This window comes from Kitasatospora sp. NPDC088351 (assembly GCF_040685575.1).
In the GTDB taxonomy this organism is placed as follows: Bacteria; Actinomycetota; Actinomycetes; order Streptomycetales; family Streptomycetaceae; genus Kitasatospora.
This window is the reverse complement of the sequence record NZ_JBFBIL010000019.1, coordinates 1-22,122: the sequence shown is the minus strand read 5'-3', so window position 1 is coordinate 22,122 and position 22,122 is coordinate 1. Positions and strand designations below refer to the sequence as shown.

General features: G+C 72.6%; 20 protein-coding genes and 1 rRNA gene. 16 read left to right on the top strand and 5 right to left on the bottom strand.

Annotated elements, in window-relative coordinates; translation table 11 throughout:
- Positions 1-34 precede the first annotated feature (34 nt).
- Entirely contained in the window at positions 35-1,180 is a 1,146-nt protein-coding gene (locus AB0P06_RS16290) for an MBL fold metallo-hydrolase (protein WP_363607932.1), read from the bottom strand.
- A 383-nt stretch (positions 1,181-1,563) separates the two neighbouring features.
- Between AB0P06_RS16290 and fabG the strand changes: the two genes are divergently transcribed.
- Both fabG and fabI read left to right on the top strand, forming a co-directional pair.
- Entirely contained in the window at positions 1,564-2,283 is a 720-nt protein-coding gene (gene fabG, locus AB0P06_RS16285; protein ID WP_363607931.1) for a 3-oxoacyl-[acyl-carrier-protein] reductase, read from the top strand.
- 2 nt (positions 2,284-2,285) lie between these two features.
- Positions 2,286-3,053 (top strand): enoyl-ACP reductase FabI, encoded by a 768-nt coding sequence (fabI, locus tag AB0P06_RS16280; protein ID WP_363607930.1) that lies wholly within the window; start codon positions 2,286-2,288, stop codon positions 3,051-3,053.
- A gap of 166 nt (positions 3,054-3,219) precedes the next feature.
- On the opposite strand, the gene AB0P06_RS16275 is transcribed toward fabI, so the two are convergent.
- Positions 3,220-3,894, bottom strand: a complete 675-nt coding sequence (locus tag AB0P06_RS16275; protein ID WP_363607929.1) for a FadR/GntR family transcriptional regulator — start codon at positions 3,892-3,894, stop codon at positions 3,220-3,222.
- Between the two features lie 131 nt (positions 3,895-4,025).
- Here AB0P06_RS16275 and AB0P06_RS16270 point away from each other — a divergent pair, with 131 nt between their 5' ends.
- The 3 genes from AB0P06_RS16270 to AB0P06_RS16260 all read left to right on the top strand — a co-directional run bounded on the left by AB0P06_RS16270 (position 4,026) and on the right by AB0P06_RS16260 (position 6,183).
- On the top strand, positions 4,026-5,312 hold the full coding sequence (locus tag AB0P06_RS16270; protein ID WP_363607928.1) for an MFS transporter: 1,287 nt from the start codon (positions 4,026-4,028) through the stop codon (positions 5,310-5,312).
- Positions 5,313-5,367: 55 nt separating this feature from the next.
- Complete coding sequence (locus AB0P06_RS16265) at positions 5,368-5,490, top strand: SGM_5486 family transporter-associated protein (RefSeq protein ID WP_363607927.1); 123 nt, start codon at positions 5,368-5,370, stop codon at positions 5,488-5,490.
- Positions 5,491-5,655: 165 nt separating this feature from the next.
- Positions 5,656-6,183 (top strand): histidine phosphatase family protein, encoded by a 528-nt coding sequence (locus AB0P06_RS16260; RefSeq protein WP_363607926.1) that lies wholly within the window; start codon positions 5,656-5,658, stop codon positions 6,181-6,183.
- 77 nt (positions 6,184-6,260) lie between these two features.
- On the opposite strand, the gene serB is transcribed toward AB0P06_RS16260, so the two are convergent.
- Entirely contained in the window at positions 6,261-7,523 is a 1,263-nt protein-coding gene (gene serB, locus AB0P06_RS16255; protein ID WP_363607925.1) for a phosphoserine phosphatase SerB, read from the bottom strand.
- A 288-nt stretch (positions 7,524-7,811) separates the two neighbouring features.
- Between serB and AB0P06_RS16250 the strand changes: the two genes are divergently transcribed.
- The 3 genes from AB0P06_RS16250 to AB0P06_RS16240 all read left to right on the top strand — a co-directional run bounded on the left by AB0P06_RS16250 (position 7,812) and on the right by AB0P06_RS16240 (position 12,424).
- Positions 7,812-10,370 (top strand): FHA domain-containing protein, encoded by a 2,559-nt coding sequence (locus tag AB0P06_RS16250; protein WP_363607924.1) that lies wholly within the window; start codon positions 7,812-7,814, stop codon positions 10,368-10,370.
- Positions 10,371-10,677: 307 nt separating this feature from the next.
- Positions 10,678-11,775 carry a GAF domain-containing sensor histidine kinase gene (locus AB0P06_RS16245; RefSeq protein ID WP_363608012.1) on the top strand — a complete coding sequence of 366 codons (1,098 nt, stop codon included), beginning with the start codon at positions 10,678-10,680 and terminating at the stop codon, positions 11,773-11,775.
- Positions 11,768-12,424, top strand: coding sequence for a response regulator transcription factor (locus tag AB0P06_RS16240; protein ID WP_363607923.1), 657 nt, complete (start codon positions 11,768-11,770; stop codon positions 12,422-12,424). The genes AB0P06_RS16245 and AB0P06_RS16240 overlap by 8 nt, the downstream gene beginning before the upstream one ends.
- A 15-nt stretch (positions 12,425-12,439) precedes the next feature.
- Here AB0P06_RS16240 and AB0P06_RS16235 read toward each other — a convergent pair whose 3' ends face one another.
- Positions 12,440-13,243 carry a hypothetical protein gene (locus AB0P06_RS16235; protein WP_363607922.1) on the bottom strand — a complete coding sequence of 268 codons (804 nt, stop codon included), beginning with the start codon at positions 13,241-13,243 and terminating at the stop codon, positions 12,440-12,442.
- Between the two features lie 147 nt (positions 13,244-13,390).
- Between AB0P06_RS16235 and AB0P06_RS16230 the strand changes: the two genes are divergently transcribed.
- The 6 genes from AB0P06_RS16230 (at position 13,391) to AB0P06_RS16205 (ending at position 19,251) form a co-directional block, all read left to right on the top strand.
- Complete coding sequence (locus AB0P06_RS16230) at positions 13,391-14,182, top strand: ABC transporter ATP-binding protein (protein ID WP_363607921.1); 792 nt, start codon at positions 13,391-13,393, stop codon at positions 14,180-14,182.
- Between the two features lie 150 nt (positions 14,183-14,332).
- The gene (locus AB0P06_RS16225; RefSeq protein WP_363607920.1) at positions 14,333-14,755 is read left to right on the top strand and encodes an NfeD family protein; all 423 of its coding nucleotides are present in this window, start codon (positions 14,333-14,335) and stop codon (positions 14,753-14,755) included.
- Positions 14,756-14,765: 10 nt separating this feature from the next.
- Positions 14,766-15,809: an SPFH domain-containing protein gene (locus AB0P06_RS16220; RefSeq protein ID WP_363607919.1), complete on the top strand. Its 1,044-nt coding sequence runs from the start codon at positions 14,766-14,768 to the stop codon at positions 15,807-15,809.
- Positions 15,810-16,001: 192 nt separating this feature from the next.
- Positions 16,002-16,760, top strand: a complete 759-nt coding sequence (locus AB0P06_RS16215) for a sulfite exporter TauE/SafE family protein (RefSeq protein WP_363607918.1) — start codon at positions 16,002-16,004, stop codon at positions 16,758-16,760.
- Positions 16,761-16,989: 229 nt separating this feature from the next.
- The gene (locus tag AB0P06_RS16210; RefSeq protein WP_363607917.1) at positions 16,990-17,292 is read left to right on the top strand and encodes a 4a-hydroxytetrahydrobiopterin dehydratase; all 303 of its coding nucleotides are present in this window, start codon (positions 16,990-16,992) and stop codon (positions 17,290-17,292) included.
- 126 nt (positions 17,293-17,418) lie between these two features.
- A complete protein-coding gene (locus tag AB0P06_RS16205) occupies positions 17,419-19,251 on the top strand; it encodes a PQQ-binding-like beta-propeller repeat protein (protein ID WP_363607916.1) in 1,833 nt (610 codons plus the stop codon).
- A gap of 22 nt (positions 19,252-19,273) precedes the next feature.
- Here the strand turns inward: AB0P06_RS16205 and AB0P06_RS16200 are convergent, their stop codons facing one another.
- On the bottom strand, positions 19,274-19,816 hold the full coding sequence (locus AB0P06_RS16200; protein WP_363607915.1) for an HNH endonuclease: 543 nt from the start codon (positions 19,814-19,816) through the stop codon (positions 19,274-19,276).
- 314 nt (positions 19,817-20,130) lie between these two features.
- Between AB0P06_RS16200 and tyrS the strand changes: the two genes are divergently transcribed.
- Positions 20,131-21,399, top strand: a complete 1,269-nt coding sequence (gene tyrS, locus AB0P06_RS16195) for a tyrosine--tRNA ligase (RefSeq protein WP_363608011.1) — start codon at positions 20,131-20,133, stop codon at positions 21,397-21,399.
- Positions 21,400-22,029: 630 nt separating this feature from the next.
- Positions 22,030-22,122: ribosomal RNA gene (locus AB0P06_RS16190) — 16S ribosomal RNA — on the top strand; the annotation flags it as partial.

Genomic DNA, 22,122 nt, shown 5'->3' with positions numbered 1-22,122 from the left:
TCGCGGGCGCCGCGGGGACCTTCCGGGCCGTGCGTCAGGAGACGCTCTCCCACCAGCCGTCCAGCTCCGGCGGGCAGTCGACGTCCACCCGCTCGCCGGGGCGCGGCACCGCCAGCGGGACGGCCTGCGCCTTGGCCTCGACGAGCAGCCGCTCGACCGGCTCGGCCCACGGGTGCAGGCCCAGGTTGAAGGTGCACCAGTGGACCGGCACCAGCAGGCCCGCGTCGAGGTCGCGGTGGGCACGGACGGCGTCCTCGGGCGTCATGTGGATGTCGGCCCAGGCCGCGTCGTACGCGCCGATCTGCACCAGGGCGGCGTCGAACGGGCCGTGCTGGTCGCCGATTTTCGCGTAGCCCTCGAAGTAGCCGGAGTCCCCGGTGTAGAAGACCTTGCGGGTGGGCCCGGCGATCACCCAGGAACCCCAGAGGGTGGTGTTGCGGGTGAGGCCGCGGCCGGAGAAGTGGTGGGCGGAGGTCAGGGTGAGCACCAGTTCGCCGAGGGTGCAGGTCTCGTCCCAGTCCAGTTCGATGATCCGGTGCTCCGGGACGCCCCAGCGGCGCAGGTGGCCGCCGATGCCCAGCGGGACCGCGAACGGCGCGGACTGGCTGCGGACGAGACGCTTGACCGTCGCCATGTCCAGGTGGTCGTAGTGGTCGTGGGAGATCAGCACCGCGTCGACCCGCGGCAGTTCCTCCAGCTCCACCGGCACCGGGTGCAGCCGCTTGGGGCCGATGTGCGCGGCGGGGGAGCAGCGGTCGCTCCAGACCGGGTCGAGCAGGACCCGGGAGCCCTCGATCTCCACCAGGGCGGAGGCGTGTCCGTACCAGGTGATCTCCACGCCCTCGGCGGCCGGGCGCGACCCGTCGGCCGGGCGGACGGTCGGGACCGGGTTGGCGGGTACCCGGCCCTCGCGCTGGAACAGCATCCGGCGCGCGGTGTCCCGGTCGAAGTCGGGGGCGGACCCGGCCCGGGCCAGCGTGGAGGGCGCGTTGTGGAAGACCCCGTCGCGGTACTGCGGCGAGTCGCGCACCCGCTCCTCGCGGTCGCCGTCCGGTCGCCGCCCGAACGCCGCCGGCAGGTCGCGCAGCGACCAGGCGGCCGCTCCCGCGCCGGCCGCCAGGACGGCCAGTGCCAGCAGTCGTCCGCGCCGGCGGGTGGTACCGGGCTGTGCCTCGCTCATCCGTGCTCTGCCTTCGTTCGTCGCCGGGGCGCCGGGCCCCGCACGGCGGGGCCCGTCCAGAAGTCGGTACGGCCGGCCCCGGGTTGTCCCGCACCACCGGGGCAACGGGCGTGCCCGCCCGTGTTGTTCCCGGCCGTCCCTGTTGTTCCCGTTCCGCGGATCACGACAGCGGATACGACAGCGGACACGACAACGGCGGGACCGCGGCAGCACAACGACCTGGAGGCGGCCGGCCGCCGCCTCGGACGCGGATTGTCGGATTGCGACAGTTCCGCCGGTAAGGCGCTGTGGGAGACCGATTCGTCGCCGCCCCGGGCCGACCGATACCGTCACACTGCGTGCGCGTTTCGCCGTACGCGGATCCAACGGAGAGAGGTGGATCGTTGAGCCGCTCGGTTCTCGTCACCGGAGGAAACCGGGGCATCGGCCTCGCGATCGCCCTGGCCTTCGCCGAGGCGGGCGACAAGGTCGCCATCACCAGCCGCTCGGGTGAGGTACCCGAGGCGCTGGAGAAGTACGAGGTCCTCGCGGTGCGCTGCGACATCACCGACGCCGCGCAGGTCGATGCGGCGTTCACCGAGGTCGAGGCCAAGCACGGCGCGGTCGAGGTGCTGGTCGCGAACGCGGGCATCACCCACGACACCCTGCTGCTGCGCATGTCCGAGGAGGACTTCACCTCCGTCCTGGACACCAACCTGACCGGCACGTTCCGGGTGGTCAAGCGCGCCTCCAAGCTGATGATGCGGGCGCGCAAGGGCCGTGTTGTCCTGATCTCCTCGGTGGTCGGCCTCTCCGGCTCGCCGGGTCAGGCCAACTACGCCGCCTCCAAGGCCGGCCTGGTCGGGTTCGCCCGGTCGCTGGCGCGCGAGCTCGGCCCGCGCAACATCACCGTCAACGTGGTCGCCCCCGGCTTCGTGGACACCGACATGACCGCGGTGCTCAGCGACGAGCGCCGTGCGGAGATCGTCTCGGGCGTGCCGCTGGGCCGCTACGCGGCGCCCGCCGAGGTCGCCTCCACCGTGCGGTTCCTCGGTTCGGACGAGGCCGCGTACATCACCGGAGCCGTCATTCCCGTCGACGGCGGATTGGGCATGGGTCACTGATCATGAGTGGAATCCTTGAGGGCAAGCGGATCCTGATCACCGGTGTGCTGATGGAGTCCTCCATCGCCTTCCACACCGCGAAGCTCGCCCAGGAGCAGGGCGCCGAGATCATCCTCACCGCGTTCCCGCGGCCGAGCCTGACCGAGCGCATCGCCAAGAAGCTGCCGAAGCCGGTCAAGGTGCTGGAGCTGGACGTCTCCAGCGAGGAGCAGCTGGCGGGCATCGCCGACCAGGTCCGCGAGCACCTGCCGAGCCTGGACGGCATCGTCCACTCGATCGGCTTCGCCCCGCAGGACGCCCTGGGCGGCAACTTCCTGAACACCCCGTGGGAGTCCGTGGCGACCGCCATGCACGTCTCGGCGTTCTCGCTGAAGTCGCTCACCACGGCGCTGCTGCCGCTGATGCAGGACGGCGGCTCGGTGGTCGGCCTGACCTTCGACGCCCAGTTCGCCTGGCCGAAGTACGACTGGATGGGCCCGGCCAAGGCCGCGCTGGAGGCCACCTCCCGCTACATGGCCCGTGACCTCGGCTCCCGCAACATCCGGGTGAACCTGGTCTCGGCCGGCCCGATCGGCTCGATGGCCGCCAAGTCCATCCCGGGCTTCGGCGACCTGGCCGCCACCTGGGACAGCCGTTCCCCGCTGAAGTGGGACCTGACCGACCCGGAGCCGGCCGGCCGCGGCGTCGTGGCCCTGCTCTCCGACTGGTTCCCCAAGACCACCGGCGAGATCGTCCACGTGGACGGCGGCCTGCACGCGATCGGCGCCTGACGGCGGCGCACCCGGTGCCACACCCGACCCGCCCGGTATCCCTCGCAAGGGGTACCGGGCGGGTCGCGTTCTTCGCCGCTTCGGGCGGCAGGGCCGGGGCCCGCTCTCACCAGGGGCTGTCCGGCCCGGGGTTGCCGGGCGCGGGAACCCGGGAGCCGGGACCGGGTCAGGCCTCGGCCGGGGTGCAGGCGCCGATGGCGCGGCCGGCCTCGTCCGAGGCGCGGTGGGGGTCGCCGGCCCGGATGGCGTCCACGATCCGGTCGTGGCCGAGGTAGCGCTCGGCGATCAGCTCGGGGCCGACGTCGTGGCGCAGATGGGCCCGGGTGACCTCGCCGAGGTCGGCGTAGACGGCGGCGAGCACGTCGTTGTGGGCGGCGGCGACGACGGCCTGGTGGAAGGCGGCGTCGGCCTGGACGAAGTCCTCGGCGTCGCCGGAGCGCCAGGCGTCCTCACGGCGGGCCAGGGTGGCCTCCAGCAGGCCGAGGTCGCGCTCGGTGCGGCGGGTGGCGGCCAGCCCGGCCGCCGAGGCCTCCAGGGTGACCCGCAGCTCGGCGACCTGGGCCAGGTCGGCGTCGGCGAAGCGGCGGTGCATCACGCCGGCCAGCTCGCTGGTGGCCAGGACGTAGGTGCCGGAGCCCTGGCGGATGTCCAGCAGGCCGTTGTGGGCGAGGGCGCGGACGGCCTCGCGGACGGTGTTGCGGGCCACTCCGAGCTGCTCGACCAGCGCGGCCTCGGTCGGGATGCGCGAGCCGACGGGCCATTCGCCCGAGGTGATCTGGGCGCGCAGCTGCGAGATCACCTGATCGGACAGCGGGGTGCGTCTCGGCGAGGACAGCGCCACGGGGGACTCCTTGCGGATTCGGGATCGGCGGGGGCCGGCGGCAGACGGGTGGGCCGGACCGACGGGTGGGTCGGGACATCATGCCAATTCGAGGATGCGCTAATTCATCCCATCATTCTATGATGGCTCCCATGCCTCCCGCAGCAGACACCACCGCCTCCTCCCGAACCGAGGCCCGGCCGCAGACCGAGCGGCCCCCCGCCACCCGTGGCACGCGCGTCGGCTGGTTGTTCGCCGTCGCGATCGCCGTCGCCGCCTTCAACCTCCGCCCCGTGGTCACCAGCCTCGGGCCGCTGCTCGACCAGGTCCGTGCCGACCTCGGGATGAACCCGACGCTGGCCGGCCTGCTCACCGCCGTCCCCTCGCTCTGCTTCGCCCTGTTCGGCTTCGCCGCGCCGGGCATGGCCCGCAAGGCCGGGCCGATCGCGGTGATCACCGCCGGCATGGGCGCGATCACCGCGGGCGTGCTGGCCCGCTCGTTCGCCGGCGGCACGGCGGTCTTCCTGCTGCTGACCGCGCTGGCGCTGGCCGGTGTGGCGGTCTCCAACGTGCTGATCCCCGTGGTGATCAAGCGGTACTTCCCGGAGAAGGTCGGCCCGATGATCGGCCTCTACTCCATGTCGCTGTCGGCCGGCACCGCGCTGGCCGCCGCCGTCACCGTGCCGCTGACCAGCTCGCTCGGCGGCGACTGGCGGGTGGGCCTGGGCGTCTGGGCCGCGCTCGGCGCGCTCGCCCTGCTGCTCTGGCTGCCCGTCATGCTGTCCCGGCGCGAGCGCGGCGACAAGGCCGGCGGCACGACCACCGTCCGGCTGCCGATCACCCGCAGCCGGACCGCCTGGGCGATGGCCTGCTTCTTCGGCCTCCAGGCCACCGGCGCCTACGTGGTGATGGGCTGGCTCCCGAAGATCTTCCAGGACTCCGGCGTCTCCGAGAGCGCCTCCGGGGTGCTGCTGGCGATCACCATGGCGATCGGCGTGCCGGTCTCCTTCGTGCTGCCCAACCTCGCCGCGCGCCGGGGCGACCAGCGGCTGTTCGTCGTGGTGCTCGCCGCCTGCGGCATCGCCGGGTACACCGGCCTGGCGCTGGCCCCCGCCTCCGCCTCCTGGGCCTGGGCGGTCCTGGTCGGCCTCTCCAACTGCGCGTTCCCGCTGGTGCTGACCATGATCGGGCTGCGCGCCCGGACGGCCGGCGGGGTGGCCCAGCTCTCCGCCTTCGCCCAGGGCGTCGGCTACCTGATCTCCATCCCCGGCCCGATCCTGATCGGCCGGCTCTACCAGGCCACCGGCGAGTGGTACCTGCCGCTGGGCTTCCTGGCCCTGCTGCTGGTGCCGCAGATGCTGTTCGGCCTGCGGGCCGCGATGGCCCGGCACATCGAGGACGAGGCGGTCCACCCGGCCGCGGTCCCGGTCAAGAACTGACCAACACCGAGGGGTCGGTGACCGACGGGCATGACCGGGGTGGGAGAATCCGGTCATGCCCGTACTTGATCCCAACCCCACCGACGGCCACAAGAAGCTCGGCCAGATCGCCGCGGCGATCGTCGGCATCGTGGTCCTGCTGGTGATCGTCGCCAGCGTCGCCCAGAGCCTGGGCTGACCGGGCGCGCCGTACCCGGGACGCCCCTCGGCGCCCCGGCCGTCCGGCGCCCGTCCGGCGGACGAACCCCGGCGAACGGCGCATCATGACACCCTGCACCCCTCAGGGTGGCGCCATCGGGCAGCACCGCGCCCCGCAGCGGCTTTTCTGCCAAGCTTGCTGGGTATGAGCGCCGACACGCCCCGCAGGATCATCGTTCTCCGCCATGCCAAGGCCGACTGGCCCAACGGCGTCGACGACCACGAGCGGCCGCTGGCCGACCGGGGCCGCCACCAGGCCCCGGATTCCGGCCGCTGGCTCGCCGACTCCGGCATCAACCCCGACTACGTGCTCTGCTCCACCGCTCTGCGCGCCCGCGAGACCTGGAAGCTCGCCGCGCACGAACTGCCCAAGCGGTCGCGCAAGACGGTGTACGAGGAGCGGGTGTACGAGGCCAGCCCCGGCGAGATCATCACCGTCATCCAGGAGACCCCGGAGGAGTACGCCGACCTGGTCCTGGTCGGCCACAACCCCGGAGTGCTCGGGCTGACCCAGGTGCTGGCCGGGGACGAGGGCGACCGGGAGGCGCTGGAACGGCTGCGGCTCGGCGGCTTCCCGACCGCCGCCATCGCGGTGCTCAGCTTCAGCGGTTCGTGGAAGGGCGTCGAGCCGGGCGTGGCCGCGCTGGTCTCCTACTTCACGCCGCAGGACTGACCTCGGGGGAGAGGGGCCCGAGGAGTGCTCCTCGGGCCCCTCTCGTCCGTCCCGGGGCCCGCCCGGCCGGCCGCGCGCTACTCGGTCGGCGTACCGTCCAGCGCGTCGGCCGCCTCGACCTCCTCGCGGGTGATGCCCAGCAGGTACAGCACGGTGTCCAGGAACGGCACGTTCACCGCGGTGTCCGCGGCCTCGCGCACCACCGGCTTGGCGTTGAACGCCACCCCGAGCCCGGCCGCGTTCAGCATGTCCAGGTCGTTGGCGCCGTCGCCGATCGCCACCGTCTGCTCCAGCGGCACCTTCGCCTGCTCGGCGAACCGGGCCAGCCAGCGGGCCTTGCCGGCCCGGTCCACGATCTCGCCGACCACCCGGCCGGTGAACCTGCCGTCCACCACCTCCAGGGTGTTGGCCGCCGCGAAGTCCAGCCCCAACTGCTCCACCAGGTGGTCGGTGACCTGGGTGAACCCGCCGGAGACCACCGCGACCTGGAAACCGAGCCGCTGCAGCGTGCGGATCAGGGTGCGCGCGCCCGGCGTGAACCGGACCTCCGCGCGCACCTTCTCGGTCACGCCGGCGTCCAGCCCGGCCAGCAGCGCCACCCGGGCGCGCAGCGACTCGGCGAAGTCCAGCTCGCCGCGCATCGCCGCCGCCGTCACCTCGGCGACCTTCTCCTCGCAGCCCGCGTGGGCCGCGAACAGCTCGATCACCTCGTCCTGGATCAGCGTGGAGTCGACGTCCATCACCACCAGCCGCTTGGCCCGGCGCTCCAGGCCGGCCCTGACCACCGCGATGTCCACCCGCTGGGTGGCCGCCTCCTGGGCCAGCTCGGCGCGCAGTTCGTCGGTGGCGACACCGGAGACGGCCAGCTCGACGGCGGTCACCGGGTACTTGGCGAGCCGGAAGACACGGTCGATGTTGCCGCCGGAGGCGGTGATCCGGGAGGTCAGCGCGGAGACCGCGGCGGCGGTCAGCGGGTGGCCCAGCACGGTCACGTGCGAACGGCCCTCACGGCGCGGCCGGTTGTCGCCGATGCCGGAGATGATCTCGGCCTGGAGCTTCTGCTCCTCCGCCCAGCGGTGCACGGTGGCCCGCAGGCTGCCCTCGGCGCCGGGCGCGCCGCCGGCCGGGGGGGTCACCAGGGCACAGAGCGTTATCCGGCCCCGGGTCACCACCTGCTCGATGTCGATCACCTCGACGCCGAACCCGGCGAGGGTGGTGAAGAGGCCGGCGGTGATGCCGGGACGGTCCTTGCCGAACACCTTGACGAGCAGGGTGCGCTCGTCCTCGGTCCGGGGCTGCGGGGCGGGAAGCGGCTCAGCGGCCAAGGGCGATGCGTTCATGGTGCCCCCCACGCTACCCGCCGCCCGCCGCCGCCACGGCACCCGTCCACCTCGCGGACGGACGTATCGGAGGTGTGCGTACGACCCGGGTGACGGATGGGTGACGGAGAGGTGACGCGGGGGTGTGGTACGGGTCCGTCGGCGAATCGTTTCCGCCTGGTCACAGTCGTCAGGGGCGACTTTCGTCCCCGGGCGAGGGGCTGGAATGATTCCCCCGTCAGATTCACGATCATCGCGGCCCCGGCCGGGGTCACAATCGGGGGACCGAGAGAGCGGGGCAGGCGAGCAGTGCCGCAACTCGTCATTGAGATCAACGGACAGCAGCGGACTCTGGAGCCGGGGCGGTCCTACAGCATCGGGCGCAACCCGCAGTCGGACTTCCCGTTCGAGGATGCCAGGGTCTCCTGGCAGCACGCCACCATCTCCTTCAACGGAAGCGGCTGGCAGCTGGACGACCACGGGAGCACCAACGGCACCTACACCGGCGGCGCCCGCACCCTGCAGGCCCAGCTGTTCCCCGGCGCCGCGGTCAACCTCGGCAACGCCGAGAACGGCCCCCGGCTGAACTTCTCCGCGCCCGCCCAGGCCTCCGCGCCGGCCCCCGCCTGGCACGAGGCCGTCACCAGCCGCGCCGCCGCCCCGACGCCGCAGCCCCCGGTGCAGCAGCAGTGGGCCCAGCAGCCGCCCGTCCAGCAGCCCCCGGCGCAGCCGCCGCCGCAGTGGGGCGGGCAGCAGCAGCCGTTCCCGCCGCGGCAGGACTTCGCCCCGCCGGCGCCCCCGCACGGCGGCTTCCCGCAGCAGCAGGCGCCGCAGCACGACGGCGGCCCGCAGCCGACGGTCATCCGCAACCTGACGGCCGCCATGCGCACCGTCCGGATCGGCCGCGCGCTCGACAACGACGTCGTGGTCTCCGACCTCCAGGTCTCCCGCCACCACGCCGAGCTGCGCCAACTGCCCGACGGCCGCTACGAGATCATCGACCTCGGCAGCCACAACGGCATCTTCCTCAACGGCCAGCCCGTCCAGCGCCAGCTGATGGGCCCGCAGGACCGGCTGACCGTCGGCCACTCCAGCTTCGTCCTGGTCGGCGACCAGCTGCAGGAGTTCGTCGACACCGGCGCCGTCTCCTTCTCCGCCCGCCACCTGACCGTCGAGGTCGAGCACAAGGGCGCCAAGAAGATCCTGCTCAACGACGTCAGCTTCGGCGTGCCGGAGAAGTCGCTGGTCGCCGTCATCGGCCCGTCCGGCTCCGGCAAGTCAACCCTGCTGCGCGCCCTCACCGGCTACCGCCCGGCCGACCGCGGCGACGTCCTCTACGACGGCCGCAACCTCTACAAGCAGTTCGCCGAGCTGCGCTCGCGCATCGGCCTGGTGCCGCAGTCGGAGATCCTGCACAAGGAACTGACCGTCCGCACCGGCCTCAAGTACGCGGCCCGGCTGCGCTTCCCCGGCGACACCGAGGCGCGCGAGCGCGAGGCCCGGATCGACGAGGTGCTGTACGAGCTGCGCCTGGACAAGCGCGCCGACAACCGGATCACCGCGCTCTCCGGCGGCCAGCAGAAGCGCGTCTCGGTCGCGCTGGAACTGCTCACCAAGCCCTCGCTGATCTTCCTGGACGAGCCCACCTCGGGCCTCGACCCGGGCATGGACCGCGAGGTCATGCAGATGCTGCGCGGCCTCGCCGACGACGGCCGCACCATCCTCGTCGTCACCCACTCGGTGGCCGAACTCGCGCTCTGCGACCGGCTGCTGGTGATGGCTCCGGGCGGTTCGGTGGCCTACTTCGGCCCGCCGGACGAGGCGCTGCACTTCTTCGGGTACGAGACCTGGGCCGATGTCTTCCAGGCCTTCGAGAACTACCCGGACCACGACTGGGCCGGCCGCTACCGCGGTTCGGTGCACTACCAGCAGTACTCCGCGGACGTGGACTCCGCGGCCGCGCAGTCCGCCCAGATCGTGCGGGAGGCGGTCCGCCCGCCGAAGCCGCAGAGCTGGGGCTCGCAGCTGTGGACGCTGATCCGCCGCTACGCCTCGGTGCTCGCCTCGGACCGGGGCTTCCTGGCGCTCTCCGTCCTGCTGCCGGCGGTGGTCGGGCTGGTCAGCGTGCTGATCCCGAACGAGGCGGGCCTGGCGAGGAACCCGAAGTCGCAGCTCGGGATCAACAGCGGGGCCGCCACGATCATGCTGATCCTGGCGATCGGCGCCTGTTTCTCCGGGGCGGCCAACTCGGTCCGCGAGCTGATCAAGGAACGGGCGATCTACGAACGGGAACGGGCCACCGGGCTCTCCCGCTCGGCGTACATGATGTCCAAGATCATCGTGCTGGGCTTCTTCAGCGTGATCCAGGGCGCGGTCATCTCCGCCGTCGGCTTCCTGCCGCGCAAGCTGCCCTCCGAGGGGCTGATCGTCAAGAGCCTGCCGATCATCGAGATGAGCACCGGCCTGATCCTGCTGAGCTTCGCCTCGATGATGTTCGGCCTGATGATCTCCGCGCTGGTGAAGACCTCCGAGAAGACCATGCCGCTGCTGGTCATGTTCGCGATCATCCAGGTCGTCTTCACCGGCTGCCTCTTCCAGATCTTCAGCAAGCCGGGCCTGGAGCAGTTCGCCTGGCTGATGCCGGCCCGCTGGGGCGTCGGCGTGGTCGCCACCACGCTGGACCTGTCCAAGCTGATGGGCCCCTGGAACAAGGACCTCCAGAACCCCGAGTACGACGCGGTCTGGGGCCACAACGTCGGCCAGCTGCTCCTCGACGCCGGTGTGCTGATCGCGATGTCGGTCGTCATCGGCGTCATCGTGACCCGCCTCCAGCGCCGCCACGAGCCCGAGGTCATGCAGAAGGGCTGACCCCCTTCGCCCGCTCCACCGGGGCGGCCCTCCCCGATCCGGGAGGGCCGCCCCCCGGCGTTCCGGTGCCGCTCCGGCCCGGGGCGTAGGTCCTCGGACCTGCGCCCCGCGCGCCCTCGGACCGACGCGGGCGGCGGCCGCGCGGCGGTAGTTTGGCGGTATGCCCCCCGCGTCCAGCGACCGCCGGCCCCCGGCCGGACCGCTCCCCGTCGGCCGGATACCGGTCGGCCCGCCGCCCACCGGTCCACTGCCCGCCTGCGAGCCCTGCCTGGCCGGTATCGAGGCCGTCAGCCAGGCCCTGCTCGGGATGAGCCGCCACCTGGAGGTGCGCGAGGTCCTGCGCCGGATCACCGCCTCCGCCCGCGACCTGCTCGGCGCCGAGTACGCGGCCCTCGGCGTACCGGACGACCACGGCGGCTTCGCCCAGTTCGTCGTCGACGGCATCACCGACGAGCAGTGGAAGGCCATCGGCCCGCTGCCCCGCCAGCACGGCGTCCTCGCCAAGATGCTCCACGAGACCGGGCCCACCCGGCTCGCCGACGTCCGCCGGGCCCCCGCCTTCGGCGGCTGGCCGGCCGCCCACCCGGACATGGACGCCTTCCTCGGCATGCCGATCCTCGACACCGACGCCGTCGAGGACGAGCCGCAGGTCATGGGCGTCATCTTCCTCGCCAACAAGCGGCTCGGCGGCGGCTTCACCGACCACGACGAGGAACTGCTCCGGATACTCGCCGCGCACGCCGCCCTCGCCCTCTCCAACGCCCGCCTCTACGAGCGCAGCCGCGAACTCACCCTGGCCGGCGAACGCGCCCGGATCGCCCACGACCTGCACGACGCCGTCTCGCAGAAGCTCTTCTCGCTGCGCCTCACCGCCAAGGCCGCCGCCACCCTGGTCGAGCGCGACCCGGCCCGCGCCCGCGCCGAACTCGCCGAGGTCGCCCGCCTCGCCGCCGAGGCCGCCGACGAACTGCGCGCCGTCGTCGTCGAACTGCGCCCCGCCGCCCTGGAGGAGGACGGCCTCAGCGCCACCCTCGCCTCCCAGGTGCAGGTCCTCGACCGGGCCCACAGCGCCGACCTCGTCTTCGCCGCCGACGGAGTCCGCGCCCTGCCGCCGGCCCAGGAGGCCGCCCTGCTGCGGGTCGCCCAGGAAGCCCTGCACAACGCGCTGCGCCACTCCGGGGCCGGGCGGGTCACCGTCACCCTGGCCGGCACGTCCGCCCGCGGCGCCGTCCTGCGGGTCCGCGACGACGGCCGGGGCTTCGACCCGGAGTCCGTCCGCCGGGCCGGCCGCCACCTCGGCCTGGCCTCGATGCGCGACCGTGCCGCCGCCGTCGGCGGCACGCTCACCCTGGAATCGGCCCCCGGGAAGGGAACGGTCGTCGAGATGGAGGTCCCCGGTGCCTGACACCACGCCAGCGATCCGCGTCCTGCTGGTCGACGACCACCAGGTGGTCCGCCGCGGCCTGCGCACCTTCCTGGAGGTGCAGGACGACATCGAGGTGGTCGGCGAGGCCGCCGACGGCGCCGAGGGCGTGGACCGCGCCCGGGAGCTCGACCCCGACGTCGTCCTGATGGACCTCAAGATGCCGGACGTGGACGGCATCGAGGCGCTGCGCACCCTCAAGGGCGAGGGCAGCCGGGCCCGCATCCTGATCGTCACCAGCTTCACCGAGCACCGCACGATGGTCCCCGCGCTGCGGGCCGGCGCCGCCGGGTACGTCTACAAGGACGTCGACCCGGAGGCGCTGGCCGGCGCGATCCGCTCGGTCCACGCCGGCCACGTCCTGCTCCAGCCCGAACTCGCCGAGGCGCTGCTCGCCGACGACGGCCCCCGTGCTCCGCAGGGCCGCGGCGGCACCCTCACCGAACGCGAGCGCGAGGTGCTCGGCCACATCGCCGACGGGCGCTCCAACCGGGAGATCGCCCGGAGCCTGCACCTCTCCGAGAAGACGGTGAAGACCCACGTCTCCAACATCCTGATGAAGCTGGACCTCGCCGACCGCACCCAGGCCGCGCTCTGGGCCGTCCGCAACGGGGCGGCCAGGGAGGCCTGAGCGGGGCCCGCGGGCTCAGCGGTCCCCGCGCTCGTCCACCAGGGCGTTGTACGCCGCCACCTGGGCCCGCCGGGCGGTCCGCCGCAGGGGCGCCAGGGCGCCCTGGCGGGCGGCCATCTCGGAGGCGCTGACCGCCGCCCCGTGGCCGCCCGAGGCGATCGAGAGCAGCGCGGACACCTGGCGGGCCGACTCCAGCACCCGGACCGCCCGCGGCGGGTAGCCGGGCGCGAGCAGCTCGACGTGGCCGCGCCGGCGGTAGGCGTCCAGGGCCCGCAGCGCCTCGGGGCCGGCCCCGGCGACATCCAGCCGGGCCAGCAGGACGGTCGCCTCGCGCAGCCCGTCCACCAGCTCGCGCTCGGCCTCGTGCAGCGACGGCACATCGGCGGGCGGGGCGTCGTCCACCTCCGAGCAGCGCCACAGGACCGTCGCCGAGCGGTCCCCGGCCGGGCCGAACACCTCGATCTCCGGCACCAGCCCGAGCGGCACCCCCACCGCCAGCACGGCCTCGCCCGCGTCCAGCGCGCGCTGGTTGAACGACGCGGGGCCGGTCAGCCCCAGCGGGTGCCCGGCGCTCGGCAGCGCCAGCCGCAGGCCCTTCACCCCCAGCACCCGGAGCCGCCCCAGCGCCCAGGTGAGCCCGTGCAGCTCCCCGGGCCCGTCCCCGGGCAGCCCGGTCACCCGGTGGCTCTCGTCGGCGCCGAGCACCGCGGCGGCGGCGTTGTCGGGCGGCACCAGGCCGTTCAGCAGAGCGTTGCCCCAGGCGGTCAACCGCCCCGAACGGGGCTCTTCGTACGGATTGTCGGCAGGAGTCACGAGCATCCGGCCAGCCTACGGAATCGGCGGTCATCCGCGTGGCGTAGGTTTGCCCATGCGCGTGCGGCGCACCCACTCCGTGCCCACCGGCCGCCGGAGTGGCTGCCCGCCCGCACCCGACGGCCGTATTTCTGTATTGGGGAAGGCGTAGGCATGAGCGACGTGCTGGAGCTGGTGGACGTATCCGTGGTCCGGGAGGGGCGCGCGCTGGTCGACCAGGTCTCGTGGTCCATCTCCGAGGGAGAGCGCTGGGTCATCCTCGGCCCCAACGGCGCCGGGAAGACCACCCTGCTGCAGATCGCCTCCACGTACCTCTTCCCGACCGCCGGCAAGGTGTCCGTCCTCGGCGAGAAGCTCGGCGAGGTCGACGTCTTCGAGCTGCGCTCGCGGATCGGCCTGGCCGGCGCGGCCATGTTCGACAAGCTGCCCGCCGAGCAGACCGTGCTGCAAACGGTGCTCACCGCCGCGTACGGCATGACGGTCAGCTGGCAGGAGAAGTACGAGCAGACCGACGAGTCCCGCGCGCTCGCGCTCCTCGACCGGCTCGGCATGGTCAACCTCACCGCCCGCAAGTTCGGCACCCTCTCCGAGGGCGAGCGCAAGCGCACCCTGATCGCCCGCGCGCTGATGACCGACCCCGAGCTGCTGCTGCTGGACGAGCCCGCCGCCGGCCTCGACCTCGGCGGCCGTGAGGACCTGGTCCGCCGCCTCGGCGCGCTCGCGCAGGACGAGTTCGCGCCGGCGATGGCCATGGTCACCCACCACGTCGAGGAGATCGCCCCCGGCTTCACCCACGTCCTGATGATCCGTCAGGGCAAGGTGCTCACCGCCGGCCCGATCGACACTGAGCTGACCGCGCGCAACCTGTCGCTCTGCTTCGGCCTGCCGCTGACCCTGGAGCGGCACGGCGACCGCTGGTCCGCCCAGGGCCTGCCGCTCGGCTGAGGCCGCTGACGCCTCATGAGGTCTCCGATGAGCCCGCTGACGGCCACTGAAGTCCGCTGAACCGGGGCCGGTCGCACGTGCGACCGGTTTCCGCCCCTCCACCTGCGGGAACTTTCCGCCCTAAGGCCCTTCGCTCCCTAGGATGGACACGTGGACAGCTGGATCTGGTGGCTCCTCGCCGCCGTCGGCCTCGGCATACCGCTGGTGATCACCGCGATGCCGGAGTTCGCCATGTTCGCGGTCGGCGCGCTGGCGGCGGCCGGAGTGGCCGGGCTGGGCGCCGGAGCGGTCTGGCAGGTACTGACCTTCGTCGCGGTCTCGGTCGCGCTGCTGGTCGTGGTCCGCCCGATCGCGTACCGGGAGCTCAAGAAGGGCCCGAACATCAAAATGGGCATCGAGGCGCTCCAGGGCGCCACCGCGGTCGTCGCGGAAACGGTCGACGGGGAGGGCGGGCGGATCAAGCTGAACGGCGAGATCTGGTCGGCCCGTGCGCTCAACCCCGGCAGCGTGTACCAACCGGGGCAGCAGGTCGATGTCGTCGAAATCCAGGGCGCGACCGCCCTGGTCGTCTAGGGGAGAGTCCGTGGAACCCGTCCTTATCGTTTTGGTCGTCCTGGTCGTGGTGGCATTCATCGCGCTGATCAAGACGATTCAGGTCATCCCGCAGGCCAGCGCCGCGATCGTGGAGCGCTTCGGCCGCTACACCCGGACGCTCAACGCAGGGCTGAACATCGTCGTCCCGTTCATCGACCGGGTCCGCAACCGGATCGACCTGCGTGAGCAGGTCGTGCCGTTCCCGCCGCAGCCGGTGATCACCCAGGACAACCTGGTGGTCAACATCGACACGGTGATCTACTACCAGGTCACCGACGCCCGGGCGGCCACCTACGAGGTCGCCAGCTACATCCAGGCGATCGAGCAGCTCACCGTCACCACGCTGCGCAACATCATCGGCTCGATGGACCTCGAGTCCACCCTGACCTCGCGCGAGGTCATCAACGCCGGCCTGCGCGGGGTGCTCGACGAGGCCACCGGCAAGTGGGGCATCCGGGTCAACCGCGTCGAGCTCAAGGCGATCGAGCCGCCGACCTCCATCCAGGACTCGATGGAGAAGCAGATGCGCGCCGACCGTGACAAGCGCGCCGCGATCCTCACCGCCGAGGGCGCCCGGCAGGCCCAGATCCTGCGCGCCGAGGGTGAGAAGCAGGCCGAGGTGCTCAAGGCCGAGGGTGAGGCCCAGGCCGCGGTGCTGCGCGCCGACGGTGAGGCGGCCGCGATCCGGACGGTCTTCGAGGCCATCCACGACGGCGACGCCGACCAGAAGCTGCTCGCCTACCAGTACCTGCAGACGCTGCCCGAGCTGGCCAAGGGCGACTCCAACAAGCTCTGGATCATCCCGAGCGAGGTGGGCGACGCGCTCAAGGGCCTCGGCGGCGCGTTCAACGGCCTGACCGGCGGGGCGAACGGCGGCGCGGTCGCGGCGCCGAGCGTCCCGGCGGCGCCGGCCGCCACCCAGGTCCCGCTCGACCCGGCGGCCGGGCCGCGCCCGCTGGACACCGACACCAAGGGCGCCGCCCGCCCCCGGGTGGACCCGGCCCGCGAGTACCGCAAGATCGACCCGGAGTGATCCGGAGCGTCTCCGGACGCGCCTGATGCGATGAGGGCCCGCCTCCCGTGCGGTACGGGAGGCGGGCCCTCGGCCGTTCCCGAGGGTGCGGCGCGGGCCGGGTCCCACGTCCCGGATCGCGGTCGGGTCTGGTGGGCCCGGTACCCGGTCCGGCATGATCGCCTCGGACAGGACCGAGACGAGAGGTGACCCATGACGCTCTGGGAGGCGATCGCCGTCCTGGTGGCGGGTGTCGGGGCCGGGATGATCAATGTGATCGTCGGCTCCGGAACCCTGATCACCTTCCCCGTCCTGCTCGCCGTCGGCATCCCGCCGGTCACCGCCAACGTCTCCAACACCTTCGGCCTGGTGCCCGGTTCGCTGAGCGGCGTGATCGGCTACCGCAGGGAGCTGGCCGGCCAGGGCCGACGGCTGCTCCGGCTGGGCACCGCCTCGCTGCTCGGCGGACTGGTCGGCGCCGTCCTGCTGATCAGACTGCCCAGCGGCGCCTTCGACGCGATCGTCCCGGCGCTGATCCTGCTGGCCCTCGTCCTGGTGGTGATCCAGCCCCGGGTGGCCAGGGCGGTCGCGGCCCGCCGCCGGCCCGGGGGAGACCCCGACGGAAGCGCGGTGCTGCTCGGCGGCGTCTTCCTCACCGGCATCTACGGCGGCTACTTCGGCGCGGCCCAGGGCGTCCTGCTGATGGCGTTGATGGGCATGCTGCTCCAGGAGGACCTCCAGCGGATCAACGGCGTGAAGAACGCGTTGGCGATGATCGTCAACGCGGTCGCCGCCGTGTTCTTCCTCTTCACCTCGACCGTCGACTGGACGGCCGCCGGGCTGATCGCCGTCGGCTCGCTCTGCGGCGGGCTGATCGGCGCCAAGGTGGGCCGCAAGCTGCCGCCGCCCGCGCTGCGCGGGGTCATCGTGGTGGTCGGGCTGGTCGCCGTCACCAAGCTGCTGATCGGCTGATCCGCCGTCGCGCCCGGTGCCCGCGGACGGCCCGGAGGGCCCCGGAGCGGGGGAGACGCGTGACACCGGCGGGCGCCGCGAGGTGTCGTCGACCGCGCGGGAGCCCGCCTCCCTATGCTCCTACGTGCGCCTTCCCGTCCGGACCGCACCGGGGCCCTGGCCGCCGCCACCCGGTCCGTTTCGCGGCGGAAGGCCCGACCCTTCACCCCCGACCCACGGGAGCGGTTCGATGAGCAGCAGAGCACGCCTGACCGAGGACGAGATCACCGCCGCGCTGGCCGGACGGCCGGAGTGGTCCAGGGACGGTGACAGCATCGTCCGGACCGCCGACGCGCCGGACTTCCCGGCCGCGATCCGGGTGGTCGTCGCCGTCGCCGAGGCCGCGGAGGCGATGGACCACCACCCCGACATCGACATCCGCTGGCGCACCCTGCACTTCGCGCTCTCCACCCACAGCGCGGGCGGTCTCACCGCGCTGGACTTCGCGCTCGCCGGCCGCATCGACGAGGCCTTCCGCGCCGAGGCGGGGTAGCCGGCCCGCCCGCACCGCGCCTCGCCCGCCGCCCTCCGGAGGCCTCTCCGGAGGGCGGAACGGGCCGCTCCGCCCGGCGTGAGATGCTGGCTGCCGCACTTCAGGCGGTCGGGAGGGACGGAACGGATGGCGCAGGATCCCCTCGGAGACGCCCAGCAGCAGCCCTGGTACCCCCAGCCGCAGCCCGAGTGGCAGGGCGGGTACCCGGAGCAGCAGCAGTGGCAGGGGACCGCCGAGTACGGCACCGCCCCTGGCTACGGCACCGACGCCGGGTACGGCACCGACGCCGGGTACGGCCAGGGTGGGTACGGCCACGGTGGCCACCCGGACGGCCCGTACCAGCCGTACGCCCCGTACCCAGGTCACGAGCAGCAGCAGTACGCCCCGTACGCCGTCCCGCAGCCGCCGGCCGGGGACGAGCTCTACGCCCCGGCCGGAGCCGAGTACTCCGCCGACGGCTATGTGCACATCGAGCCGGAACCCGACCCGGAGCCGGCGCCCCAGCCGGGGCCCGCGGCGCCGTCGGAGGCCGCCGTACCCGGCGCGTCCGCCAGGCCGGGGTCGCGGTCGGCGGGCCGGCGGGCCGGCGGCTCCGCAGGCCGTTCCTCCTTCACGGCCAAGGCCCGGGCCGCCGCCGACGCCGTGGTCTCGGCCGAACACGCGCCCGGCCGGCGGGCCCTGATGGTGCGGACCGGCGCCGGTGTCGCCGCGCTCGGCGTGCTGGTCGCCGCCGGTCTGGCGGTCGCCGCCGAGGGCAGCGAGAACGCCTCCGCCGACGGTGATCCCGGCTTCGCCGTCTCCCACGCCAAGGCCTGGTCCGCCCAGCCGGCCGGCGCCGTGCAGCCGGGCGCCGACGACACGCTGGTGGGCAGCTGGCTGCTGGCCGACGCGGTGGTCCGGGCCGACTCCAGCGGTGTCCACGCCTATGACCTGGCGGCCGGCCGGCCCACCTGGTCGGTCGAGCCGCCGGCCGCCGGGGCGGTGCCCTGCGGGCTGTCGCCGAGCGTGAACGGGGCCGGTCTGGGCGCGGTGCTGTTCCGCCCGAAGGCCGATCCGAAGAGCCCTTGCACGCTGGTCGCCGCCGTCGACGCGAAGACCGGCAAGACCGCTTGGACCAAGAGCGTCTCGGACGCCAAGGGCGGTTACGCGGCCCGGATCGGCGTCACCGAGGACAAGGTGATCGCCGTCGGCGACGACCGGGTGATCGCCTGGGAGTCCGCCGACGGCAAGGACGTCTGGCAGTACACCGGCCAGGGCAAGTTCTGCACCCTCTCCGGCGGTGTCACCGGCCGGACCGTCATGGTCGCCAGCTCCTGCGCCGACTCCACCCCCGTCGACCAGGCGGTCTCGCTGAACACCGCCGACGGCAAGGTGAACTGGTGGCGGGGGCTGAACAGCCAGCCGAAGACGGTGACCGTGCTCTCCGCCGAACCGTCCGTCGTCCTGGCCACCGGCGGGAAACCCGACGACGACAAGGTGCTCGCCTGGGGCCCGACGGGCGACCCGGCCGCCGAGATCCCGGTCGCCACCGGGGAGGGCCGGCTCGATGTCGCCCAGGGCACGTTTTCGGCCACACCCCGGGTGTTCTTCCAGGACCGGACGATGGTGACCACGGTCGTCCCGGCGAACGGCGGCGGACCGGTCTCGGTCGTCGGCTACGACCTGGACAGCGGCAAGCCGCGCTGGAAGACGGCGGCGCTGGAGAAGGGCGTCCTGCGGGCGGTCGCCATCGACGACCGGGCGCTGGTGCTGGCCGCCGACGAACGCCGCGAACGGCCCGCCCACCTGAGCCGCTTCACGCTGGACGGCGGCGGCGAGGCGATGGGCGGCAGCTTCCCGCAGGGCACCGGCTCACTGCTGGTCTCCGGCCGGGTGCTGATCGGCGGCGGCAAGGTCGTCGCGGTACCCGAACACTCGGCCAACTTCGGCATAGCGTCCGGGTACCAGGCGACCGGCTGACCCGCTCCCCGCCCGGACGGCCTCAGGCCGCGGACGGCACCGCGGGCCCGGCCGGGACGGTTCCGGCCGGCAGCCAGGCGGCGAGGTCCCGGGCCTCCGGGCCGCGCAGGCCCAGCGCCGTCATCAGCGTGGCCTGCGGGGTCGGTACGAACGGCTTGCGCAGCAGCCGCATGCCGGCCTGCTCCGGTGTCCGGTCGGCCTTGCGCTGGTTGTCCTCGGCGCAGGCGGCCACGGTGTTCAGCCAGCTGTCGGCCCCGCCCCGCGACCTGGGCTGGAGGTGGTCCACGGTGGTGGCCCGGCGCCCGCAGTAGGCGCACAGGTGCTGGTCCCGGCCCAGCACACCGCGGCGTGACCACGGGGCCTGTTGTCGGAACGGCACGCGTACGTACCGTTGCAGTCTGATCACCCGGGGCACCGGGACGGTGACGCCGGTACCGCGCATGGTCCGCAGCGGGTGCGCCTGTTCCACCACCGCCTTGTCCTGGAGCACCAGCACCACGGCGCGCTGGAGCGACACCGTCGTCAGGGGTTCGTAGCTCGCGTTCAGAACCAGCGTGTTGCGCACCTCGGCCCACCCTTTCCACCGGCGTGCCACGGCGGCACGACCGTCTCCACACACGTCACTGCCGCCGCGCGGCGTTGGCACCACTCTGAAGGGGCCCCGGGCCGACGAACAACGGAATTTCCGGTGTCGGGGCGGGGCGTGGCCGGCGGTGGACGGGGCGGGCCCGCGCCGACCCGGTGCCGGGCCGGACGCCTCGACGGAAAAGCCCTGGCCCGGACCGCGTAGGCTTTGTGACGCTGGAGTCGCTCCGTACCGGGGCCCGGACGAACCGGGTCCGCACCGGGCGGACGCCCGATCGAAGGAGAATCGTGACCGTGACGGACATCGTCGACGAGCTGCAGTGGCGTGGTCTGATCGCCCTGTCCACCGACGAGGACGCACTGCGCAAGGCATTCGCGGACGGCCCGGTCACGTTCTATTGCGGGTTCGACCCGACGGCCCCCAGCCTGCACCTCGGCAACCTGGTACAGATCCTCACCATGCGCCGCATCCAGCAGGCGGGGAACCTCCCGCTCGGTCTGGTCGGCGGCGCCACCGGCCTGATCGGGGACCCGAAGCCCACCGCCGAGCGGGTCCTCAACGACCCCGAGACGGTGGCCGGCTGGGTCGAGCGGCTGCGCGGCCAGATCTCGCGCTTCCTCGACTTCGAGGGCCCGTACGCGGCGCGCATGGTCAACAACCTGGACTGGACCTCCGGGATGTCGGCCATCAGCCTGCTGCGTGACGTGGGCAAGTACTTCCGCGTCAACAACATGATCGCCAAGGAGGCCGTCGCGCGGCGGCTCAACTCCGACGCGGGCATCAGCTACACCGAGTTCAGCTACCAGATCCTCCAGGGCATGGACTACCTGGAGCTGAACCGCCGCTACGGCTGCAGCCTGCAGACCGGCGGCAGCGACCAGTGGGGCAACCTCACCGCCGGCACCGACCTGATCCGCAAGGCCGACGCCAAGTCGGTGCACGCGCTGGCCACGCCGCTGATCGTGAAGGCCGACGGCACCAAGTTCGGCAAGACGGAGTCCGGCACGGTCTGGCTCGACCCCGAGCTGACCACCCCGTACGCCTTCTACCAGTTCTGGCTGAACGCCGACGACCGGGACGTCCCCACCTTCCTGCGGATCTTCAGCTTCCGCACGAAGGAGGAGGTCGAGGAGCTGGAGCGCGAGACCGCCGAGCGGCCCGCCGCCCGGCTCGCGCAGCGGGCACTCGCCGAGGAGCTGACCACCCTGGTCCACGGCGCCGAGCAGTACCAGCGCGCGGTGGCCGCTTCCAAGGCACTGTTCGGCCAGGGGGACCTCGCCGACCTGGAGGCCCCGACCCTGGCCGCCGCGCTGGCCGAGGTCCCGAAGGCCAAGGTCACCGAGCTGCAGTCGATCGTCGACCTGCTGGTCGCCGTCGGTCTGTCGCCGAGCCGGTCGGCCGCCCGCCGGACGATCAAGGAAGGCGGCGCCTACCTCAACAACGTCAAGGTGACGGACGAGGAGGCGGTGCCGGCCGAGTCGGACCTGCTGCACGGCCGTTGGCTGGTCCTGCGCCGTGGCAAGCGCAACCTGGCGGCGGTGGAGCTCACCGCGGCCGGCTGAGCCTGGCCGAAACCACACCGCTGCTGAACTGCGGTTTTCAACCCTGAGGGCCGGATCTGGTCAGATCCGGCCCTCAGGGTTTGACGAGGTCGTCCGACTGGCCTAATGTTGGACGAGTCGCTTGAAGCGGGCAGGTGCACGAGAGGCCGAGAGGCCACCGCGGACCAGCCGGAGCGGCCATCACACTCAGCAAGCCCAACTCTCACTCGATGCCCATTCATTTGGGTTGTTCGGCGTTTTTGTCGACGGGTGGGAGCGGGAATTTCGGGTTAATCCTGAAATGCGCTAATGTGGGGGTCGCCGCAGAAAAGCGGACCTGGCCGGCCAGGATCGGATGAATGAAACTCCGGAAAACGGAGCGGAAAACATCTGGTAAGCTGGAAATGCGAAAGAACGAAGCGCCCGGAGGGCCCGCTGGAAGGCGGCCTGAAGGAAGTGTCCGTTCCTTGAGAACTCAACAGCGTGCCAAAAGTCAACGCCAGATATGTTGACATCCCCGGCCTCGGATTGTTCCGGGGTTGGAGATTCCTTTTTGAAATAACACAGCGAGGACGCAGTGCGCGGGGCCGCCCTATTCCGGTGGTTGCCGTGCCGCTCAACGCGGGTGTGCCGCCCGATTACGGGCAAGCATTCACGGAGAGTTTGATCCTGGCTCAGGACGAACGCTGGCGGCGTGCTTAACACATGCAAGTCGAACGGTGAAGCCCTTCGGGGTGGATCAGT

Bases quoted from the DNA above. Each gene is read 5' to 3' on its own strand.
- AB0P06_RS16230 (WP_363607921.1), top strand. From the start codon at position 13,391: ATGAGCGACGTGCTGGAGCTGGTGGACGTATCCGTGGTCCGGGAGGGG.
- AB0P06_RS16235 (WP_363607922.1), bottom strand. From the start codon at position 13,243: ATGCTCGTGACTCCTGCCGACAATCCGTACGAAGAGCCCCGTTCGGGG.
- AB0P06_RS16290 (WP_363607932.1), bottom strand. From the start codon at position 1,180: ATGAGCGAGGCACAGCCCGGTACCACCCGCCGGCGCGGACGACTGCTG.
- serB (WP_363607925.1), bottom strand. From the start codon at position 7,523: ATGAACGCATCGCCCTTGGCCGCTGAGCCGCTTCCCGCCCCGCAGCCC.
- AB0P06_RS16210 (WP_363607917.1), top strand. From the start codon at position 16,990: ATGAGCAGCAGAGCACGCCTGACCGAGGACGAGATCACCGCCGCGCTG.
- AB0P06_RS16215 (WP_363607918.1), top strand. From the start codon at position 16,002: ATGACGCTCTGGGAGGCGATCGCCGTCCTGGTGGCGGGTGTCGGGGCC.
- fabI (WP_363607930.1), top strand. From the start codon at position 2,286: ATGAGTGGAATCCTTGAGGGCAAGCGGATCCTGATCACCGGTGTGCTG.
- AB0P06_RS16270 (WP_363607928.1), top strand. From the start codon at position 4,026: ATGCCTCCCGCAGCAGACACCACCGCCTCCTCCCGAACCGAGGCCCGG.
- AB0P06_RS16205 (WP_363607916.1), top strand. From the start codon at position 17,419: ATGGCGCAGGATCCCCTCGGAGACGCCCAGCAGCAGCCCTGGTACCCC.
- AB0P06_RS16245 (WP_363608012.1), top strand. From the start codon at position 10,678: ATGAGCCGCCACCTGGAGGTGCGCGAGGTCCTGCGCCGGATCACCGCC.
- AB0P06_RS16265 (WP_363607927.1), top strand. From the start codon at position 5,368: ATGCCCGTACTTGATCCCAACCCCACCGACGGCCACAAGAAGCTCGGC.
- AB0P06_RS16260 (WP_363607926.1), top strand. From the start codon at position 5,656: ATGAGCGCCGACACGCCCCGCAGGATCATCGTTCTCCGCCATGCCAAG.